Annotated in this window: 19 protein-coding genes; 6 read left to right on the top strand and 13 right to left on the bottom strand. The window is 57.3% G+C overall.

Going from position 1 to position 18547, the window contains the following annotated elements; all coding sequences use genetic code 11:
• Positions 1-71 precede the first annotated feature (71 nt).
• The 4 genes from BLU89_RS02770 to BLU89_RS02755 all read right to left on the bottom strand — a co-directional run bounded on the left by BLU89_RS02770 (position 72) and on the right by BLU89_RS02755 (position 3544).
• Positions 72-1118 carry a methyltransferase domain-containing protein gene (locus BLU89_RS02770; protein ID WP_074734261.1) on the bottom strand — a complete coding sequence of 349 codons (1047 nt, stop codon included), beginning with the start codon at positions 1116-1118 and terminating at the stop codon, positions 72-74.
• Between the two features lie 97 nt (positions 1119-1215).
• The gene (locus BLU89_RS02765) at positions 1216-2328 is read right to left on the bottom strand and encodes a hypothetical protein (protein ID WP_074734258.1); all 1113 of its coding nucleotides are present in this window, start codon (positions 2326-2328) and stop codon (positions 1216-1218) included.
• 2 nt (positions 2329-2330) lie between these two features.
• On the bottom strand, positions 2331-3110 hold the full coding sequence (locus BLU89_RS02760) for an SDR family oxidoreductase (RefSeq protein WP_074734256.1): 780 nt from the start codon (positions 3108-3110) through the stop codon (positions 2331-2333).
• A gap of 71 nt (positions 3111-3181) precedes the next feature.
• Positions 3182-3544 carry a SnoaL-like domain-containing protein gene (locus BLU89_RS02755; RefSeq protein ID WP_074734254.1) on the bottom strand — a complete coding sequence of 121 codons (363 nt, stop codon included), beginning with the start codon at positions 3542-3544 and terminating at the stop codon, positions 3182-3184.
• 109 nt (positions 3545-3653) lie between these two features.
• On the opposite strand from BLU89_RS02755, the gene BLU89_RS02750 reads away from it, so the two are divergent.
• The 3 genes from BLU89_RS02750 to BLU89_RS02740 all read left to right on the top strand — a co-directional run bounded on the left by BLU89_RS02750 (position 3654) and on the right by BLU89_RS02740 (position 7774).
• Entirely contained in the window at positions 3654-5258 is a 1605-nt protein-coding gene (locus tag BLU89_RS02750; protein ID WP_074734252.1) for a peptide chain release factor 3, read from the top strand.
• Between the two features lie 23 nt (positions 5259-5281).
• Positions 5282-6223, top strand: coding sequence for a glycosyltransferase family 2 protein (locus tag BLU89_RS02745; RefSeq protein ID WP_074734250.1), 942 nt, complete (start codon positions 5282-5284; stop codon positions 6221-6223).
• Between the two features lie 183 nt (positions 6224-6406).
• Entirely contained in the window at positions 6407-7774 is a 1368-nt protein-coding gene (locus BLU89_RS02740; RefSeq protein WP_176797652.1) for a DEAD/DEAH box helicase, read from the top strand.
• On the opposite strand, the gene BLU89_RS02735 is transcribed toward BLU89_RS02740, so the two are convergent.
• From BLU89_RS02735 to BLU89_RS02725, 3 genes are read right to left on the bottom strand one after another with little or no spacing between them, the layout of a single operon-like run.
• A complete protein-coding gene (locus BLU89_RS02735; protein ID WP_074734248.1) occupies positions 7771-8673 on the bottom strand; it encodes an EamA family transporter in 903 nt (300 codons plus the stop codon). The two genes, BLU89_RS02740 and BLU89_RS02735, sit on opposite strands and share 4 nt — an antisense overlap.
• A gap of 21 nt (positions 8674-8694) precedes the next feature.
• Complete coding sequence (locus BLU89_RS02730) at positions 8695-9597, bottom strand: fatty acid desaturase (RefSeq protein ID WP_074734247.1); 903 nt, start codon at positions 9595-9597, stop codon at positions 8695-8697.
• Positions 9590-9793 carry a DUF2061 domain-containing protein gene (locus tag BLU89_RS02725; RefSeq protein WP_039535902.1) on the bottom strand — a complete coding sequence of 68 codons (204 nt, stop codon included), beginning with the start codon at positions 9791-9793 and terminating at the stop codon, positions 9590-9592. Before BLU89_RS02725 ends, BLU89_RS02730 begins: the two co-directional genes overlap by 8 nt.
• Positions 9794-9900: 107 nt before the next feature.
• Here BLU89_RS02725 and BLU89_RS02720 point away from each other — a divergent pair, with 107 nt between their 5' ends.
• Both BLU89_RS02720 and BLU89_RS02715 read left to right on the top strand, forming a co-directional pair.
• The gene (locus BLU89_RS02720; RefSeq protein WP_074734245.1) at positions 9901-10767 is read left to right on the top strand and encodes a helix-turn-helix domain-containing protein; all 867 of its coding nucleotides are present in this window, start codon (positions 9901-9903) and stop codon (positions 10765-10767) included.
• A gap of 76 nt (positions 10768-10843) precedes the next feature.
• The gene (locus BLU89_RS02715) at positions 10844-11026 is read left to right on the top strand and encodes a hypothetical protein (RefSeq protein ID WP_074734243.1); all 183 of its coding nucleotides are present in this window, start codon (positions 10844-10846) and stop codon (positions 11024-11026) included.
• Between the two features lies 1 nt (position 11027).
• Here the strand turns inward: BLU89_RS02715 and BLU89_RS02710 are convergent, their stop codons facing one another.
• The 3 genes from BLU89_RS02710 to bcoG are packed head-to-tail and all read right to left on the bottom strand — an operon-like array spanning position 11028 to position 14204.
• Entirely contained in the window at positions 11028-11789 is a 762-nt protein-coding gene (locus BLU89_RS02710; protein ID WP_074734241.1) for an SDR family oxidoreductase, read from the bottom strand.
• The gene (locus tag BLU89_RS02705; protein WP_074734239.1) at positions 11786-13252 is read right to left on the bottom strand and encodes a carnitine 3-dehydrogenase; all 1467 of its coding nucleotides are present in this window, start codon (positions 13250-13252) and stop codon (positions 11786-11788) included. The genes BLU89_RS02710 and BLU89_RS02705 overlap by 4 nt, the downstream gene beginning before the upstream one ends.
• 28 nt (positions 13253-13280) lie before the next feature.
• The gene (gene bcoG / locus BLU89_RS02700) at positions 13281-14204 is read right to left on the bottom strand and encodes a 3-dehydrocarnitine:acetyl-CoA trimethylamine transferase BcoG (protein WP_074734237.1); all 924 of its coding nucleotides are present in this window, start codon (positions 14202-14204) and stop codon (positions 13281-13283) included.
• A 132-nt stretch (positions 14205-14336) separates the two neighbouring features.
• Between bcoG and BLU89_RS02695 the strand changes: the two genes are divergently transcribed.
• Positions 14337-15323, top strand: a complete 987-nt coding sequence (locus tag BLU89_RS02695) for a GlxA family transcriptional regulator (protein ID WP_074734235.1) — start codon at positions 14337-14339, stop codon at positions 15321-15323.
• A gap of 75 nt (positions 15324-15398) precedes the next feature.
• Here the strand turns inward: BLU89_RS02695 and BLU89_RS02690 are convergent, their stop codons facing one another.
• From BLU89_RS02690 to BLU89_RS02680, 3 genes are read right to left on the bottom strand one after another with little or no spacing between them, the layout of a single operon-like run.
• Complete coding sequence (locus BLU89_RS02690; RefSeq protein ID WP_074734233.1) at positions 15399-16445, bottom strand: aldo/keto reductase; 1047 nt, start codon at positions 16443-16445, stop codon at positions 15399-15401.
• 30 nt (positions 16446-16475) lie between these two features.
• Positions 16476-16934: a DNA polymerase III subunit chi gene (locus BLU89_RS02685; RefSeq protein WP_074734232.1), complete on the bottom strand. Its 459-nt coding sequence runs from the start codon at positions 16932-16934 to the stop codon at positions 16476-16478.
• Positions 16935-16938: 4 nt separating this feature from the next.
• Positions 16939-18417 carry a leucyl aminopeptidase gene (locus BLU89_RS02680; protein ID WP_074734230.1) on the bottom strand — a complete coding sequence of 493 codons (1479 nt, stop codon included), beginning with the start codon at positions 18415-18417 and terminating at the stop codon, positions 16939-16941.
• Between the last annotated feature and the right edge of the window lie 130 nt (positions 18418-18547).

The following is an 18547-nucleotide window of genomic DNA, read 5'->3' as shown; positions in this document are numbered from 1 at the left end:
CCGTTACCTTTCCCGATCAAATCCATCGGGCTTAGGCGGGGATAACAACCCCGCCCCTCAGGCGCAAGGGATCAGCAACACCCGGCCGAGGCTGCCTCGCCCTGAACCAAAAACGGGCTATCCCCTCCGCAACCTTCAAAAATCCCATAATGAGTCGAGAAATCGCCAATGAATTCGAAATGACGCGCAAACCGCGTGTCCTGCAGCATCATCCAAGTATTCCCACAGACCGGAAACACCTTACCCGTCTCGATGGTATGGTGATCATCCAACGCGAAAACATGAGGCGCATGAGGCACTGTGCCTTTGTAGATCACGGCCTGACCATAGTCTTCGCAAGCGGGCTCAAGCGCAGGAAGCTTGAACAGACGGTATGTGGCCGAGATAAAGCTAAGAGGCGCAACCCGTTCTTCCAGAATTGGGTTCTCGATGGTCAGGGGTCGATGCGTGACCCTGCGCGGATCGCCGAACCCCGCTGCGCGCGACAACGATAGAAAATCGTTCCAATAAAGCGCCCCCGACAAACATTCGCCATACAGCACTTCATCTTCGGCCATGGCCTTTGGCACTCGGCGATCGGCATAGACGTCCGAGAAATACATCTCTCCACCCACTTTCAGCAGCCGATTGGCGCCACGCAGCACAGCGGCCTTGTCGGTTGCTAAATTGATCACGCAATTCGAGACAATGATATCAAACGAACCCGGTTCAAGGCCCAACTCATCCAGCTTTTCGATATAGCCGTGATGAAATTCTACATTGCTTTTGGAATACTCGAACGCCTTTGCATGATAATCTTGGTGGGCACGGGCGACATCCAGTTGCTCGGGCGTCATGTCCACACCGACCACCCGACCGGTCTCACCCACCATGGCGGACAATGCGTACACATCGCGCCCGGTACCACAACCCAGATCAAGGATATTCATCCCTTTCAGGTCCAATGGCGCGATCAACCCACAGCCATAGTAACGTGTGAGGACATCATCTTGAATTTGCGACAGAATTTTCTTTAGGTGATCCGGCATGTCATCCGGGGTACAGCAGGCATTTGTCTGCAAATCCGCACTGCCTTGCAACACCTCACCATAGTAGTTCTGCACAGCCTCATGCTTCATCGGGGCATTCCTTTTATCTCTGATTGCTTCGCAGCTAGTGCAGCAAGCTACACCGCGCAATCCACCAGTGCCCGTTCTGACGAAACCGTGACACTATTCAGGCCAGCAGTTCGAACTCTACCCCCGTGCGCACACGCCCGTTCACCTGAACTTCCAATCGATGCGGCCCCGGAACCAACTTGAACGTGGTAGCATTACCTTTGAGCTTATGACGTTTGGTGACGGACAGCCTCCCGTCCGCAAGTTCTGCCTGCTTCAGCTTGTGGACCTTGGGCGAGATTTTTCCTCCTGGGCGTTGAAAATGAACGATATAATCGATCAAAACTGGTTGATCCTTCACGCCGCTTAGCGTGACTTCGAACTCCAGCGCATCGCCGATCCGAGCCGATCCGTTCACCAGAACCTCGACCATCATCTCGGCATCCGGATCGTATCCCAAAGCTTTCATCGCCCCCGGATGCCCCGATTTCACAAGCCCCCGCAACGCATGAGAGGTCATCCAGTTCAGTTCATCCTTTTCCTGACGTCCAGCCTCAGCCCAGTTTCGCAGGCGGTTCAGCACCATATCGGGGTCTTTCTTGGTGATGTCATTCAGATGATTGGCAACCGAGCGCGTCACATAGCGCGTCTGGTCCCCATTCAGCCGATCAAGCAATGGCAACGGGTCCGATAGCGTCAGACCAACGGCCTGGCCCCAGGGCAAACGTGGCCGCGTCCCTTCACTGACCAGACGGCGCACATGATAACTGGGATGCGTGCACCAATCCCGCATCCGCGCCATCACCAGATCGGGATGGTGATTAAGAAACGGGCGGATCGCCCATTCCATTGAAAATCTCTGAGTTATCTCTTCCAAGACATCCAGCGACAAATCGGGGTGGTCCAGACCGATTGCACACACCCAATCCCCCAAAGGCGCAAAGATGAAATCCCCGAAATCGTCATCCGTTTTTTCAGGGTCAAGCGGCGGTGGCAGCGCCCGCAGGATGACCGGAGCAACCGTTGGCAAATCACCAGGCACGGCTTGTTGCAGGCACTCAGCGATCCACGCCATCCGCTCTTTCAGCTCAAGCTCAGGCAAGCGCGACATCACCGCGGCCTCGAATGCTTCCGCGTCAAATCCAGCTTTGGCATCCGCAAACAAAGTCGCAAGATAGCGGGTTTTTTCCGCGTTGAATAACTGATCTTTCAGTGAGAAATTCTGCGTCATACTTACATCGTCAGATTTGTGCTGCCACCGTCCAGCAGGATGTTCTGCCCAACAATGAACCCGGCATATTGCGAGCATAAAAACGCACAAGCAGCCCCAAATTCCTGTCGGGTTCCATAACGGCGCGCAGGGATTGTCGCAGCACGTTCGGCCCGTGCCTCGGCCATCGAGATGCCCTTTTGCGCCGACACGCCGCCATCCAGTGAATCCGCCCGATCGGTTGCATGGATGCCCGGTAACAGGTTGTTGATTGTAACCCCTTTCGGCGCAACCTGGCGCGCCGTTCCGGCGACATACCCAGTCAACCCAGTACGCGCCGCATTCGACAGGCCCAACACCGCTATCGGCGCGCGCACGGATTGCGACGTGATGTTCACCACCCGGCCCCAGCCTTTATCCATCATCCCCGGCAGCAACGCCTTCATGAAGGCAATCGGCGTCAGCATGTTGGCGTCCAGTGCTTTGATGAAATCGTCCCGTTCCCAATCCGACCACATACCGGGCGGTGGCCCACCAGCATTTGTAACAAGGATATCAATACCCTGCGCAGCATTGATCACCTCAGACTGACCTTCAGACGTGGTGACATCGCAAGCGACAGCCTGCACTGCGACACCATAGGTCGACCGCAGGCGTGTGGCCTCGGCCTCAAGCACTTCGGCACCCCGCGCATTCATTACTAGGTCGACACCGGCCTCGGCCAGTGCCTCGGCACAGCCCAAACCCAGCCCTTTGCTGCTGGCGCAAACCAACGCGCGTTTTCCACGAATTCCCAGGTCCATTCTGACACTCCCTTACCTTGCCACACATCTAGCACCGGCCTGGCAAGGAAGGCCAGAATGGGATTGTTGGATCAGTAGAAGAACTCTTCCCGCACGATCTTGCCTTCGGCAACGTGATAGACACCGACCTCGCGCATATCAAAGCTTTCGCCGGATTCCTTCACCTTGCCCTGAACTTCAAAAATTACGGCAAACCGGTCGTCACCATGCGGGAACGGGTCACTGACCGATGCACCTGAGACCTCATGCGCGCCTTCCCACCATTCGTGTTTGCCTCGGATCGCGTCCCGGCCATGTGTTTCTCGCCCCATACCCATTGCATCCGCAGCCTCAACTGAAACCGCATCCGCTGCATAGAGCTTATCCAGATTTTCCTTGGCTCGGTTCTCACGGCATCCGGCAACCAGTTCGTCAGCAATCTCTTTCAAATTCATCGGTCCACTCCACAATTTGTTCACTATATGTTCTTAATGCCACAGAGACATGATTCGAACCAGTCCCTTTGTCTTGCTTCGGCAGGATTCACCGCCTATACGCGCGTGCATGCTTGATACCTCGAACCAACCCGTTTTACCGCCCGAGATCGCCCGGCGCAGAACATTCGCCATCATCTCGCACCCGGATGCGGGCAAGACGACGCTGACTGAAAAGTTCCTGCTGTATGGCGGTGCCATTCAGATGGCCGGTCAGGTGCGCGCCAAGGGTGAGGCACGGCGGACGCGATCAGACTTTATGCAGATGGAGAAGGATCGCGGCATCTCGGTCTCCGCCTCGGCGATGTCGTTTGACTATGGGAACTTCCGGTTCAATCTGGTGGACACACCCGGCCACAGCGATTTCTCAGAAGATACCTATCGCACGCTGACCGCCGTTGATGCAGCCGTAATGGTGATTGACGGTGCGAAAGGTGTGGAAAGCCAGACGCAGAAATTGTTCGAGGTCTGCCGCCTGCGCGATCTGCCGATCCTGACCTTCTGTAACAAGATGGACCGCGAAAGCCGCGATACGTTCGAGATCATCGATGAGATTCAGGAAATGCTGGCCATCGACGTCACGCCCGCCGCATGGCCCATTGGCGTGGGTCGCGATTTTATCGGCTGCTACGACATGCTGCGCGACCGGCTGGAACTGATGGACCGCGCCGACCGCAACAAGGTGGCCGAGAGCATTCAGATCAACGGGCTGGATGACCCCAAGTTGGCCGAACACGTGCCCGAGCACCTGCTGGACAAGCTGCTGGAAGAGGTCGAGATGGCGCGCGAATTGCTGCCCAAACTTGACCCTCAGTCGGTTCTCGAGGGGCACATGACCCCGATCTGGTTCGGCTCGGCCATCAACTCGTTCGGCGTCAAGGAACTGATGGAAGGCATCGGTGCCTATGGTCCGCAGCCTCAGGTACAGTCCGCAGAACCACGCCAAATTGCGCCGGATGAAAAGAAGGTCTCTGGGTTTGTCTTCAAGGTGCAGGCCAATATGGACCCCAAGCACCGCGACCGGGTGGCCTTTGTCCGCATGGCAAGCGGTCACTTCAAACGTGGCATGAAGTTGACCCATGTGCGGTCAAAAAAGCCCATGGCGATCTCGAACCCCGTGTTGTTCCTCGCCTCTGATAGGGAATTGGCCGAAGAGGCTTGGGCCGGTGATATCATCGGTATTCCCAACCACGGTCAACTGCGCATCGGTGACACACTGACCGAGGGCGAGGCAATTCGCGTGACTGGCATCCCCTCTTTCGCACCTGAGCTGCTGCAAACTGTGCGCCCGGGCGATCCGATGAAGGCAAAGCATCTGGAAAAAGCCCTGATGCAATTTGCCGAAGAAGGCGCGGCCAAAGTGTTCAAACCTTCAATCGGGTCAGGCTTTATCGTGGGTGTCGTAGGCGCGCTGCAATTCGAAGTCCTCGCCAGCCGGATCGAGATGGAATACGGCCTGCCAGTACGGTTTGAGGCATCCCAGTTCACTTCGGCCCGCTGGGTCAGTGGTGACAAGGTTGAGGTCGAGAAATTCGTCAACGCCAACAAGCAGCACATCGCGCATGACCATGACGGTGACATCGTCTATCTGACGCGCCTGCAATGGGATATTGATCGGGTGGTGCGCGATTATCCTGCACTGAACCTGACCGCGACAAAGGAAATGATGATCTGACGGAGACTGCGGATAAACCAGATATGACGCCGACCAAGACGACTTGGGGAATTGTATCCACGATCCGCGCCCCGCGTGAGGACATTCTGCGCTTTGCCGCCCACCATCTCGATATTGGGGCTGACCGAATCCATATCTTTCTGGACGAACCGGTCCAACAAGACATGACAGCATTGCGCGAGCATCCCAAAATCAGGGTACGCACTTGCGACGCGGCATTTTGGAAACGTCGCGGGCGCGAACGGCCGGACAAGCATCAGGTCCGGCAATCCTCGAATGCCAACCTGATCTACAACCGAACTGATCTGGACTGGGTCACCCATATCGATGTCGACGAGTTTCTCTGGCCGATGTCTCCGGTCCCCACCCTGCTGCGTGACATTCCGGATGACATACCCGCCGTCCGCGTTCGTCCGATCGAGGCACTGGCAGGTGGAGATGATCTTTATAAAGCGTTCATTCCTGAAAGCGAAAATCGACAGGCACTTGTCGAGTCGCTGTATCCCAAGTTCGGCGCTTACGTGTTGGCCGGATTCATGAGCCACATCCAAGGCAAACTTTTCGTGCGTCGCGGCCTAAAAAAGCTGAGTGATCGTATCCACAACCTTTATCAACACGGCGAATTTCTTCCGGTCAGGACCGAGATCCCTCAGATCGACTTGTGCCACCGACATGCGCCGGATTGGGAACACTGGCAGGCACATTACCAGTTTCGGCTCGAACGCGGTTCGTATCAGGCGAGTCCGACTCCCAACCGCCCGAGGAAAATCGGTGGATTGAACAAGTTCGAACTGCTCAGCCTGATCGAGGACGAATTTGGCCTCGAAGGCCTTAAAGAGTTCTATGATGAAATCAGCGCCGCCGACCCAGACGTGCTGAGACGGCTTGAAGATAACGACATGATCCGGCACCGCCCCCTTGATTTAGATCGGAAAATCGAGAAACACTTTCCCGGAACCATCTGAATTGTTGAAGTAATCCCTGTTTTTGGCGGATATACCACAGGTTAAGCCGTCTTCATTTGACCCTGCCCCGCGTTTTTGTTATGCCCCGCGTCAGCCGATATGCGCATGACGCGCATGGCCATCCGGGCCCGGCATATTTCATACGCGCGGGCCAGGTATAGTGTCCGCATGAACCGGACATACATGACAAAGTTTAACGAACTGAACCTGAACCCGAAGGTCCTCAAAGCCATTGAGGAAGCTGGATACGAAACTCCGACCCCGATCCAGGAAGGCGCGATTCCAGCGGCCCTTGAAGGGCGCGATGTTCTGGGGATCGCCCAGACCGGGACTGGCAAAACCGCCAGCTTTACCCTGCCGATGATCACCCTGCTGGCCCGTGGCCGTGCCCGCGCACGGATGCCACGGTCGCTAGTGCTGTGCCCAACGCGCGAACTGGCGGCACAGGTGGCCGAAAATTTCGACACCTATGCCAAGCACCTCAAGCTCACCAAGGCGCTGCTGATCGGGGGTGTTTCTTTCAAGGAACAAGATGCCCTGATCGATCGGGGCGTCGACGTGCTGATCGCCACGCCGGGCCGTTTGCTGGACCATTTCGAGCGCGGCAAGCTGCTGCTGACCGGCGTTCAGATCATGGTGGTGGATGAGGCCGATCGGATGCTCGACATGGGGTTCATCCCCGATATCGAACGCATCTTCTCGCTGACGCCGTTCACCCGCCAGACGCTATTCTTCTCGGCTACCATGGCGCCCGAGATCGAGCGGATCACCGATACTTTCCTGTCCGGCCCTACTCGGGTCGAGGTTGCCCGTCAGGCCACTGCTTCGGAAACCATCGAACAAGGTGTGGTGATGTTCAAAGGCGGCCGCCGCGACCGTGAGGCCAGCCAGAAACGCAAGACTTTGCGCGCGTTGATCGATGCAGAAGGTGACAAGTGCACCAACGCCATCATCTTCTGCAACCGTAAGACGGATGTGGATATTTGCGCCAAGTCACTGAAGAAATACGGCTATGACGCTGCCGCCATCCATGGCGATCTCGATCAGTCACAGCGGACGAAAACACTGGATGGCTTCCGCGACGGGACGCTGCGTCTGCTTGTCGCCTCGGACGTTGCCGCGCGTGGGTTGGATGTGCCCTCGGTCAGCCATGTGATCAATTTCGACGTCCCCGGTCACCCCGAGGACTATGTGCACCGGATCGGCCGTACAGGTCGCGCCGGGCGCGAAGGCAAGGCGATCACGATCTGTTCGGGTCGCGATGAAAAGGCGCTGGCCGCGATCGAGAACCTGATCCAGAAAGAAATTCCGCGCTTGGACAACCCGGTCAAGGTCGATGAGCCGAAGCCTGATGCGACAAAGCCTGATGCGCCAAAGCCTGAGAGAAAGGCCAGACCCGCCGAAAGCAAAAAGAGCGAAAGCCGCAAAGAACGCGAACCCAAAGGGCGCGGTCGTGGCCGACGGGATGATAGCGGTCGTACCGTTGTAGGCATGGGCGATCACTTGCCCAGCTTTATTGCGCTCAGCTTTGACGAGCGTCGCACCGGCTAGATCGCCAGCACAAGCGCCAGTATCGACAAGCCTAGCAGCGACATTCCGGCGACTTCGCGCCGGGTGATGGTTTCGCGGAAAAACAGCAGCGATGCGAACAGGCTGAGGATCAATTCCACCTGCCCCAGTGCTTTGACGTAGGCAGCGTTCTGCAGCGTGAACGCAAAGAACCAACAGAACGATCCGCACAGGCTTGTTAGGCCAACGAAAACACCGGTCTGGCGCGTCTCCCAGACCGCGCGCAGTTCGGCCCGGTCTCGCCACATCAACCACAGCCCCATGCTGAGGAACTGGAATGTGACCACCGCCGCCAGCGTCACCAATGCCCGAAACCAGGCGTCGATGTCACCTAGCTGCAACGAGGCACCACGATAGCTGACCGACGAAAAGGCAAACAACACCCCGGACCCCAGCCCAAGACGCGAAGCTTTGTTGGTAAGATGCTGCCACCACACACCGCTGCCTCCGGGTGTCTTTGACAGCAACAGGACAGCAAACAGCCCAAGCAGGATAGCCCCAAACGCTCCGGTCGAGACCTGATCTCCGAGGATGAGGAATCCAACTATAGCGGTTTGAATTACTTCGGTTTTCTTGAAGGTGATCCCGACCGCAAAGTTGCGCTGTTTGAACAGAGTAACCACACAGATCGTCGCCAGGATCTGCGATGTTCCACCGATCACGGCAAACACCCAGAATCGGGCCGAAAGCACGGGCAGTTCGTACCCCGTCACCCGCAATGCAATAAACAGCGCCAACATCGCCAAAGGCAACGAAAAGGCGAACCGCGCAAAGGTCGCCCCAGCGGCCGAGAGTTTCACCCTGCTGAGCGATTTCTGCAACATGAACCGCACCGTCTGGAACGTGGCGGCGGCGATGGTGACGGGAATCCACAAGCTCATGGCTTCCCTTCTGTCGTTAAATCAAGACTTTGGCCAGAGCGGATGTGCCACCGGGTCTTTGACACGCCAGAAAAATTCCCGGAATATCTGCGCGTATGAGCGGTAGACATATGCCTCATTGCAAGCCAGATAGCGCTCTTTATCAGTGCGGTATAGTGCAGGCAGCCGATACCATGGTGCGGCAGGGTTCATGTGATGAACGACGTGCAGATTATTGTTCAAAAACAGAAATGCCAAAAGCCCACGGTCTTCTACAATCACCGTTCGTGCCCGAGATTTCTCGTGTGCGCGATGCTCCAGAAAGGTGCGGATCTTGACCAATCCCAGCCCGACATAGGCGGACAGAACAAAAGCCCAAACCGGCATCGGAGACAACATAACGATCCAGATCACCGTCATGACGCCAGGCACATGCAATGCCCAAGCAAGCAAAATCGCCTGATCTCCGCGCAGGGCACCGTGCAATTCATCTCGCAGGAATGCCATCAGTCCAATTGCTGGGCCCAGTACCATTCGCCCCAGCAAAGTATTGTTCGCCCGATATAGTCGCTTCTGCCAACTTGCCAACGCCGCCCATACCTGCGGGTCGAGATAATTGGTCTCGGGGTCATCATATGGATCGGTCAGATTGGCATCGCAATGGTGCGCCAGATGCAGGTCGCGGAACCGGTTATACGGAATGAACAAGGTCAGCGGCAGCGCCATCATCGCCTCATTCAGCCATTTCTGGCGGAAGGGATGCCCGTGCAACGCCTCATGCGTCAGCGACGAATGCATCGCAGCCACCAACCCCATGAAAGGAACAGCTAGCCACAGAGATACGCCAGCCAGCCAGAAAATCGCACCAAGCCAAGTAGAATAACACGAAACGATCAGGACAAAAGTTACCCATTCGGGCGATTTGGATGTGACGGGCTCAGCCATTGCGACCCCACGAAATTCCCGCCCAGATGCGCTCGTAGATCACGTACATTGTCAGACCGATGGCCGTATTGACCAACGCAACCATTCCCCCAAGCGCTGCCGAGCCAGTAGCAATCAGGCCCACCAGCGTCATCATCGCCAACCCCATTGCATTCCACACCAGTGCCTTCACGACCGACCTGCGTCGCGTTTCCATTCCAGACCCCATTCTTGTTTTGTTACATCAGCGTTACAGACACACTCACAGACCGGGAATTCTGAATATGATTAACAATTCTAAACGAACGTGATAATTATCAACACATGATAGATAAAATCGACAAACGGGACCGTGCTTCGCGATTTCGCCAACGTCTGGCCCGGGCGATGCAAGAACGCGCCATCAGCCAAAGTGCATTGGCCCGCGACATCGGTGTTGACCGGTCGACCGTCTCGCAGTTGCTGACCGGTTCGGGCGCGCGTCTGCCCAATGCGCATGTGGTTGGTAGCTGTGCTTCGGCGCTTGGGGTGTCGGCTGATTGGCTGCTTGGGCTATCCAACAGGCCCGAAAGCGCGGCAGAACTGCTGGCAAGCTCCCTCACCCTGACCGAAGCTGCCCGTGCATTGGTCGATGAACGTATATTTGAATGGCACCAAGAGGCCGCAGGCTACAAAATACGTTATGTTCCTGCCACTCTGCCAGATATGCTCAAGACCCGCGCCGTGCTGGAATGGGAATACGCGCCGCATCTTGGACGCACAGCGGATCAGGCCATCGGCGCATCACAAGACCGTCTGGCCTGGATGCGCAGAGCTCAGTCCGACTATGAAATCGCTATGCCATTCTTTGAGCTCCAGAGCTTTACCCGTGCGACCGGCTATTATGAAGGGTTGCCCCTTGAAGTTCGGCTGGATCAAATTGATCATCTGCTGCAGCTTTGCGAACAGCTTTACCCTCGTCTTCGCATCTATCCATATGATGCAAAACGACTTTATTCGGCTCCTGTCACGATATTTGGCCCACTTTTGTGTGTGTTTTACGCCGGTAGCCACTATATGGCTTTCCGCGATCGAGACCGGATTGAAGTGTTTACGCTCCATTTCGACCGCTTGGTGCGCGAAGCCGAGATGACCGCACGTGATTTCCCGGATCATCTACATCAATTGCGGGCAGAAATCACCAAGACATGACCTGAGTTGCAACCTGTAGTATAGTCACCTTGCGCGAACCCTTAGACATTCCGATCTGAGATGGAGGATGACAGGAATGGACGCACTCAAAACCGCTCAATACGCACGTGCCCTATACACAGCCCACGGTGATCGGGCCGAGGCCGAAGCCGCGCAGAAGATGCGCGAATGCGAAGCCGCCGGAAACCAGCAAGAAGCAAGAGACTGGCAAGCTGTTCGCGGCGCGATCCGTCAGATTCGTGGCCCCAATCAGAGCTAGCTCACAGTTTCGGATCGGGATTGACTGTATGGCCATCCACCGCGATCACCTGACCCGACACCAGCCGCGCCGCATCTGACGCCAGAAACACAGCCATGTTTGCAATGTCCCGCCCCTCGACGAAGCGGCCCATTGACGTGCCCGATGCGTATCCTTTGTAAACCTGATCCCGGGTCATGCCCTTGGCAGCGGCCTCACGTTCTAGCACGCCTTCCATTCTTGGGCCTTCAACTGAACCCGGGCAGATCACGTTGCAGCGGATACCATGGGACCCAAGCTCCATGGCGAGCGTCTTACCAAGCCCGACCATGCCCCATTTTGCGGCCGCATATGGCGCGCGGTTGGGATATCCGTATTGGCCTGCTGTCGATGCGGTAATCAATACCGCACCATTGCGCTGCCGCTTCATCATAGGTGTTGCGTATTTCGAGCATAAAAACGCACCTTCAAGGTTGATAGAAAGGCAAGTGCGCCAATCGGTTAAAGATATATCTTCAACCGCAGCCGTTGGCCCTGCGATCCCGGCATTGGCGCACAGGACGTCGATCCCGCCCCATTCGGTCTCGAGATCGGTCAACATGGCCGCGACAGCGGTTTCATCCGATACATCCAGCTGGCTCTGCTTCCAATGCGACGGGCATTCAGCCAGAGCTTTCGCATCGACATCCGCAACCCAGACCTGCGCCCCCGCCGCATCAAACGCTTCGGCCATCGCTCTGCCGACGCCCGAGGCCCCGGCGGTAATCAGAACGCGGCCAGTCATGCGGGCCTGCGGATCGCAGCGCCCGCACCTTCGGGATATGGCAATCCGGCCTGCGCCTCTGCAATCCGCGCCATCGCGGCCTCAATCTCGGGTGATGGTGGGCTGGGTCGCCGGGATTCGAGGCTGACGTGCAGCAAAAAGCTCTCACCAGTCGCCAACAGGGTCTCGCCCTCATACATGCTGTGGAAAACATGTAGCTTCTTGCCCTGCCCCAACAGCATCTGCGTACGGCATTCAATCCGTGAACCGGCGTGCGTCTCTTGCATGTAACGGATGTGATTCTCGGCAGTGAAATAGCTGCCGCCCGTGGCGATATATTCCATGTCGCAGCCGATGATTTCCATGAACCGATCGGTGGCTGCAGCGAAAGCCTCAAGGTATTTCGCTTCGTTCATATGGCCATTGTAATCAGTCCAGTCCAGCGGCACCGCGCGGGATAAAGTCAGGATCGGTTGGCTCAGATCGGCCTGATCCAGCGTTGGCAGCGCCCCGGGCTTCAAAGCCGCGTCATGCTGGTTCAAAACCGCCCCCGCACCATAATTCTGCGCCTTGAGCGCCCGCATCATGCCAACCAGATTATTGTCGCGAATACGCTCCAATTCGCGGATCGAGTGCATGCCCGATTGCGCATCCGACTGATCCGCGATCATGTCCACCAGTTCATCGGTAAACTCCGGCACGTCCATCAGCTTGGTCCATGGCCATTTCAGCGCGGGCCCGAACTGAGCCATGAAATGCCGCATCCCGGCTTCGCCCCCGGCCACGCGGTAGGTCTCGAACAGGCCCATCTGCGCCCATCGGATACCAAAACCCATACGGATGGCTTCGTCGATTTCCTCGGTTGTCGCGATACCGTCCTTGACCAACCACAAAGCCTCGCGCCAGACGGCCTCAAGAAAGCGGTCAGCGATATGCGCGTCGATCTCCTTCTTGACGTGCAGCGGAAAGAACCCGACCGAGGTCAACAGCTCTTTGGCCCGCTCGATCAGATCGGGCGCATTCTTGTCGGTCGGCACCAGTTCGATCAGCGGTAGCAGATAAACCGGGTTGAACGGATGTGTTACAACGATTTGCTCGGGCCGAAGCGCACCTTCCTGCAGCTCGGACGGTTTGAAGCCACTGGTTGAAGACCCGATGATGGCTTCTGGATCACAGGCCTCTTGTAGACTTTGGTAAACCTTCAGCTTCAGGTCGAGCCGTTCCGGCACGCTTTCCTGAATCCAGATGGCGCTGTCTACGGCGTCGCCAATCTCTTCATGAAAACTCAGCGCGCCCTCCGGCGGCAAAGGCACATCGCTTAGCCCTGGCAAAGAACGACGGGCGTTGTCCAACACCTCCCCGATCTTCCGCTCAGCCTCGGGATCGGGATCAAACACTCGAACGTCCCAACCGTTAAGCAAAAACCGGGCGGCCCATCCTCCGCCGATGACTCCACCACCAATGATTGCTGCAATCTTATTCATATCGCTTGATCCAATCGTAGGGCGGGCTTCAGCCCGCCACCCCTGTAGGTGCCCGCTTCACCAGACCTAGTTTCTCACGCACTTCCTGCGGTCCGATCACCCGCGCACCCATGTTTTCGATGATGCTGCCTGCGCGTTCGACCAACTGCCAGTTCTCAGCCAACACACCCTTCTCCAGCCACAGATTGTCCTCTAAACCGACCCGCACATTACCACCGGCGAGAACCGAGGCTGCCACATAGGCCATCTCATTGCGCCCGAGCGAAAACGCGCTGAACGTCCAATCATCGGGCACATTGTTCACCATTGCCATGAAGGTGTTCAGATCGTCGGGCGCACCCCACGGCACACCCATGCACAGTTGCACCAACGCATTTGGTTCCAGAACACCTTCTTTCACCAGCTGTTTGGCGAACCACAGGTGACCCGTATCAAAAGCCTCGATCTCGGGCTTCACCCCCAAATCGGTCATCATCTGCCCCATCGCCCGCAACGCACCGGGCGTGTTGGTCATCACATAATCAGCCTCGGCAAAGTTCATTGTGCCGCAGTCCAATGTACAGATTTCCGGCAGACACTCGGCCACATGCGCCACGCGTTCCGTCGCGCCCACCAGATCGGTTCCGGCATCTGCTAAGGGCAGCGGATTCTCTATACCCCCGAACACCATGTCTCCGCCCATACCAGCCGTCAGGTTCAGTACGGCGTCGACTTCGGCATCCCGAATGCGGTCCGTCACCTCACGATACAGCGCCAGATCACGTGACGGCGCACCCGTCTCAGGGTCGCGTACATGGCAGTGCACCACCGCCGCACCGGCCTTGGCCGCAGCAATCGCACTGTCGGCAATCTGCTTGGGTGAGCGTGGCACATGAGGGCTGCGATCCTGCGTCCCACCCGACCCGGTAACGGCACAGGTGATAAAGACTTCGCGGTTCATTTCCAAAGGCATGACGTTATCCCCAGCTTATACCCGGTTTTGCCGTGGGTTTTCCCCAGGCTTCTCCCCGGATTCCGATTTGCTTCGGCGTCAACTCTGACGCAGCTTTGAGGAAACCACTTGGCAGAATGCGAATCAGACTTGATGAAATCCGCAAAAAACATACTCCAGCCTGAACATCGTGCGCTAAAAACGACCGTGTTGGTGCTGGACGAATGCAACACACTCAGCTTCGCCGCCGCTGTCGATCCGATGCGCGCGGCCAACCGACTGGCGGACCGGCCCGCTTTTGACTGGGATTACGTCACCGCCACAGCAGAGCCCGCGATGTTGACCAGCGCCCTGAATGTACAGGGCATTCCATTGGCTCGACTGCAAGGCTGTGACCTGATGATCGTGGTCGCCGGTTTCCAATTGGCACGCCATGCAACGCCCAGCTTGCTGGCCGGGCTCCGCCGGATCGCCGCCACCGGAGCCACCATGGCCGGGATAGATGGCGGTCCTTGGTTGCTGGCCGAAGCAGGCTTACTTGATGGTCACGCGGCCACAACTCATTGGGAGGATCTGGAAAATTTTGCCTCTCGCTTCCCCAATGTTGATGTGCGCCCCGACCGGTTCACAGTATCTGAAAACCGCCTGACCTCTGGCGGAGCCGTCCCAGCGATCGACATGATGCTGCACATCATCGCCGCCCGCCATGGCGCAGGATTCGCCGCCCGAGTCTCCGGGCTGTTCCTCTACGAAGGCACATCCGAACCCACAAAACCTCAAAGCCGCACAGGGGCTCCGCATCGCCACACTGCCCTGACGGCCAAGGCCAACTCGCTCATGGAAACATCGCTGGATGAACCACTGCCACTGGCACACATCGCTGACACGCTCGGCACCAGCACGCGTACCCTGCAGCAACAGTTCCGCCTACGACTGAACACGACGCCGCAGGATCATTACCTGCAATTGCGTCTCGCCGAGGCCCGCCGTCTGGTCACCGATACCGACATACCCTTGATGGATGTGGCACTCGCCACCGGCTTCGCGTCACAATCCAGCTTCGCCCGCGCCTTCCGCACCGCCCACGGTCTCTCTGCCCGCGATCTCAGACAAGATCGCACACAACCGACCCATCACTGACGCGATCCAACTTCATCTGGCCAAAAATACCTCGGGGGAGTCGCCAAAGGCGACGGGGGCAGCGCCCCCATACCTTCAGTACGGCATCGGAAACGCACGATGCACCGCGCTGATCTCTGCCAACACCGCCGGCGACAGCTTCAAATCCTTGCCCGCCAGAACATGCTCCAACTGCGCGACAGTCGTCGCGCCAAAAATGGTCGACCCCATGAACGGTCTACTGCAGCTCCACGCCAGAGACATATGCACCGGGTCCAACCCGTGCCGCTCAGCGATATCCACGTACGCCGCCACCGCGTCAAATACACGATCCGTCTTGCGCCCACCCATATTCGGAACCAACGCCATGCGCGATCCTTCTGGTACAGCACCACCCTGATACTTTCCGGTCAGGAAACCCGCCGCCAATGGAGAAAATGACAGCAACCCGACATCTTCGAGCAGGCACAATTCAGCCAAATCCGTATCGAACAACCTGCAGAGCAGAGAATACTCGTTCTGGATCGACGCAACACGAGGGCCTCCGACCTCATCCGACGCCCGCAACCACTGCGCAGTCCCCCATGCGCTCTCGTTCGACAAACCAAAGGCGCGAATATTACCTTTATCCACCTGCGTCTGCAGCGCGATCAGGCTTTCGCGCATCTCATCCACAATCTCATCCCGGTTGTTACCCGAGGGCGTAAAGTCCCAGTTCTGCCGGAACATATAGCTGCCGCGATTTGGCCAGTGGAACTGATAGAGGTCGATGCAATCCGTCTGCAAACGGCGCAGCGATCCTTCGATCGCATCGGGAATGGTCTCTTTCGAGATCGGTGCGCCATTGCGCGCATGAATGAACCCCTCGCCGGAATGCTTTGTCGCCAGCACATAATCCCCGCGCCGGGATTTGTTGGTAGAATTCCAGTTACCCAGAATCTCTTCGGTTCGCCCAATTGTTTCCTTGGAAATCGGATTGACCGGATACATCTCTGCAGCGTCAACAAAGTTGATCCCACCCGCAAGCGCAATATCCATTTGGTGATGCGCATCAGTTTCTGATGTTTGTGTGCCAAAGGTCATCGTTCCAAGGCACAGATCCGACACCATGATCCCGGTGCGGCCCAAAGGCTTCATATCCATCTAAAATCTCCCTAAAAAAACTTGCGCCGATCAAGCCTCGGCCTTCTTCTCCCATCGTCCGGATTCCTCGGACCAATATTGCGCCGAGCATCCTGCCCCGGTCAGTGCTTTCCACTGCCCGCGCGCATGTTGAACTGCTTCCGGGTCATTGCCATCAAACAGAATACAAACCCGCTCCAAAGCCGCAACTTCATCAGCCTCGATCACTGCGCCATCCACTGCCATCACGCAGGTCGCCTTGTTTGCGGCCTTTGGTCCCGTCGTCAGCAAAATGGGCTGCGCCGCATCGTGCGGCCCACCTTCCCGACCATGCGGCTGGAACCCATCTTCAGGGCCCAGCCACAGTCGTTCATCCAGCCAGTCCATGCGCGCGGGATCAATGCCCCGCACGGCGATCCGCCACCCGGCCTGCCGCGCCTTATCCAGCAGCACGGGCAACGTGTGCTCCAGTGGTTGGCGGGTCAGGTGGTAGAAATAGACGGCTCCCACGGGTCTATTCGCCCGTGGTCTCGAAATTGTCTTGTACGAACCGGCTCAGCGCACGGACGCCCCAACCAGTGGCTCCTTTGGGCGCGTAAGACGTCTCTGACGACACCGACGCCACCCCCGCGATATCGAGGTGAATCCATGGCGTCTCGTCCTTGACAAAACGCTGCAGGAACTGCGCGGCGGTGATCGAACCCGCAGGCCGTCCGCCGACATTTTTCATATCAGCGATGCGTGATTTCAGCTGTTTGTCATAGCCTTCACCCAACGGCAGCCGCCATGCGCCTTCGTCCTCGGCCTTGGCAGATTTCAGGAAGGCGTCACAGAATGTGTCGTTGTTTGAAAACACACCTGCGTTTTCATGTCCAAGGCCAATGATAACCGCTCCTGTCAGAGTGGCCAGATCAACCATACCAACCGGCTGAAACCGATCCTGCGCGTACCACATTACGTCGCACAGTACCAAACGGCCCTCGGCATCAGTGTTGATGATCTCGACGGTATCCCCCTTCATCGATGTGACCACATCACCGGGACGGGTGGCATTGCCCGAGGGCATATTCTCAACCAACCCAACCAGCCCGACGACATTGGCCTTGGCCTTGCGCTTGGCCAGCGCGCGCATTGTCCCGGCGACAACGCCAGCACCGCCCATATCCATAGTCATGTCTTCCATACCCGCCGCAGGTTTGAGCGAGATACCACCAGTATCAAACACCACTCCCTTGCCGACCAGCGCCAGCGGCGCATCATCCGTATCGCCCCCATTCCAGTGCATCACCACAACCTTCGAAGGGCTTTCAGACCCCTGCCCAACGCTCAGCAATGTGCGCATTCCGAGCTCAGCGAGCTTGTCTTCCTCCAGAACCTCAACCTTCAGGCCAAGCGACTCCATCTCGGCCAGCCGGTCTGCGAACTCGGTCGTGGTCAGTACATTCGCTGGTTCATTGGTCAGATCGCGGGTCATGTGCACGCCATCTGCGACTGCATAAAGCGAGGCAAAGGCAGCCTCGGCCTCATCTGCTTTGGAATAGCTGATGACAATCTCACCCACCGGATCAGAGTCTTTGGTTTTGTGCACGTCGAAATCGTAAGCCCGCAGCACCATTCCCATGGCCAGGTCTTCCACCCGCACCTGATTGGCCGCCATAACCAGAACAGATTTGCCCGCTGCCAGCTTAACCAACTTGGCCCCGGCTTTGCGCGCCTCGTCAGCATCGGGGCGGCGCGGCAGGATAAGCACGTCCAGCGCTTCGGCCACCATTCCGGCGGGCCAGGCCAGCGAAATCACATCACCCGATTTGACCTTGCTGAATCGTTCGCTTGCGACCAGGCGCGCCACCGCGCCCTTGGTCAGACGATTGGCCCGGCGCGCGGCGGGGTTCATCTTGCCATCGGCGGGGATGAGAATCGCGATGCGCCCTTCGGTCTGTGCCATCGTATCCAGATCAAAGGGGGTAAAACGAACCGGAACCAGACTGCTCATATCATTCTCCTGAAAAATGCGTTGCCCAAGACCTAGCCCGCGCAGTCGATCTTGACCAGATAGCAGTTTTCCCCGCCGGGCAATTGCATTATGGTCCCGAAAAAATAATGGCAGGCTCGGGGGAGAGAAC

Origin of the sequence: Ruegeria halocynthiae, from assembly GCF_900106805.1 — a bacterium.
In the GTDB taxonomy this organism is placed as follows: Bacteria; Pseudomonadota; Alphaproteobacteria; order Rhodobacterales; family Rhodobacteraceae; genus Ruegeria; species Ruegeria halocynthiae.
Note: the sequence above shows the minus strand (reverse complement) of the source record. Positions and strands in the feature narration are given on the sequence as shown.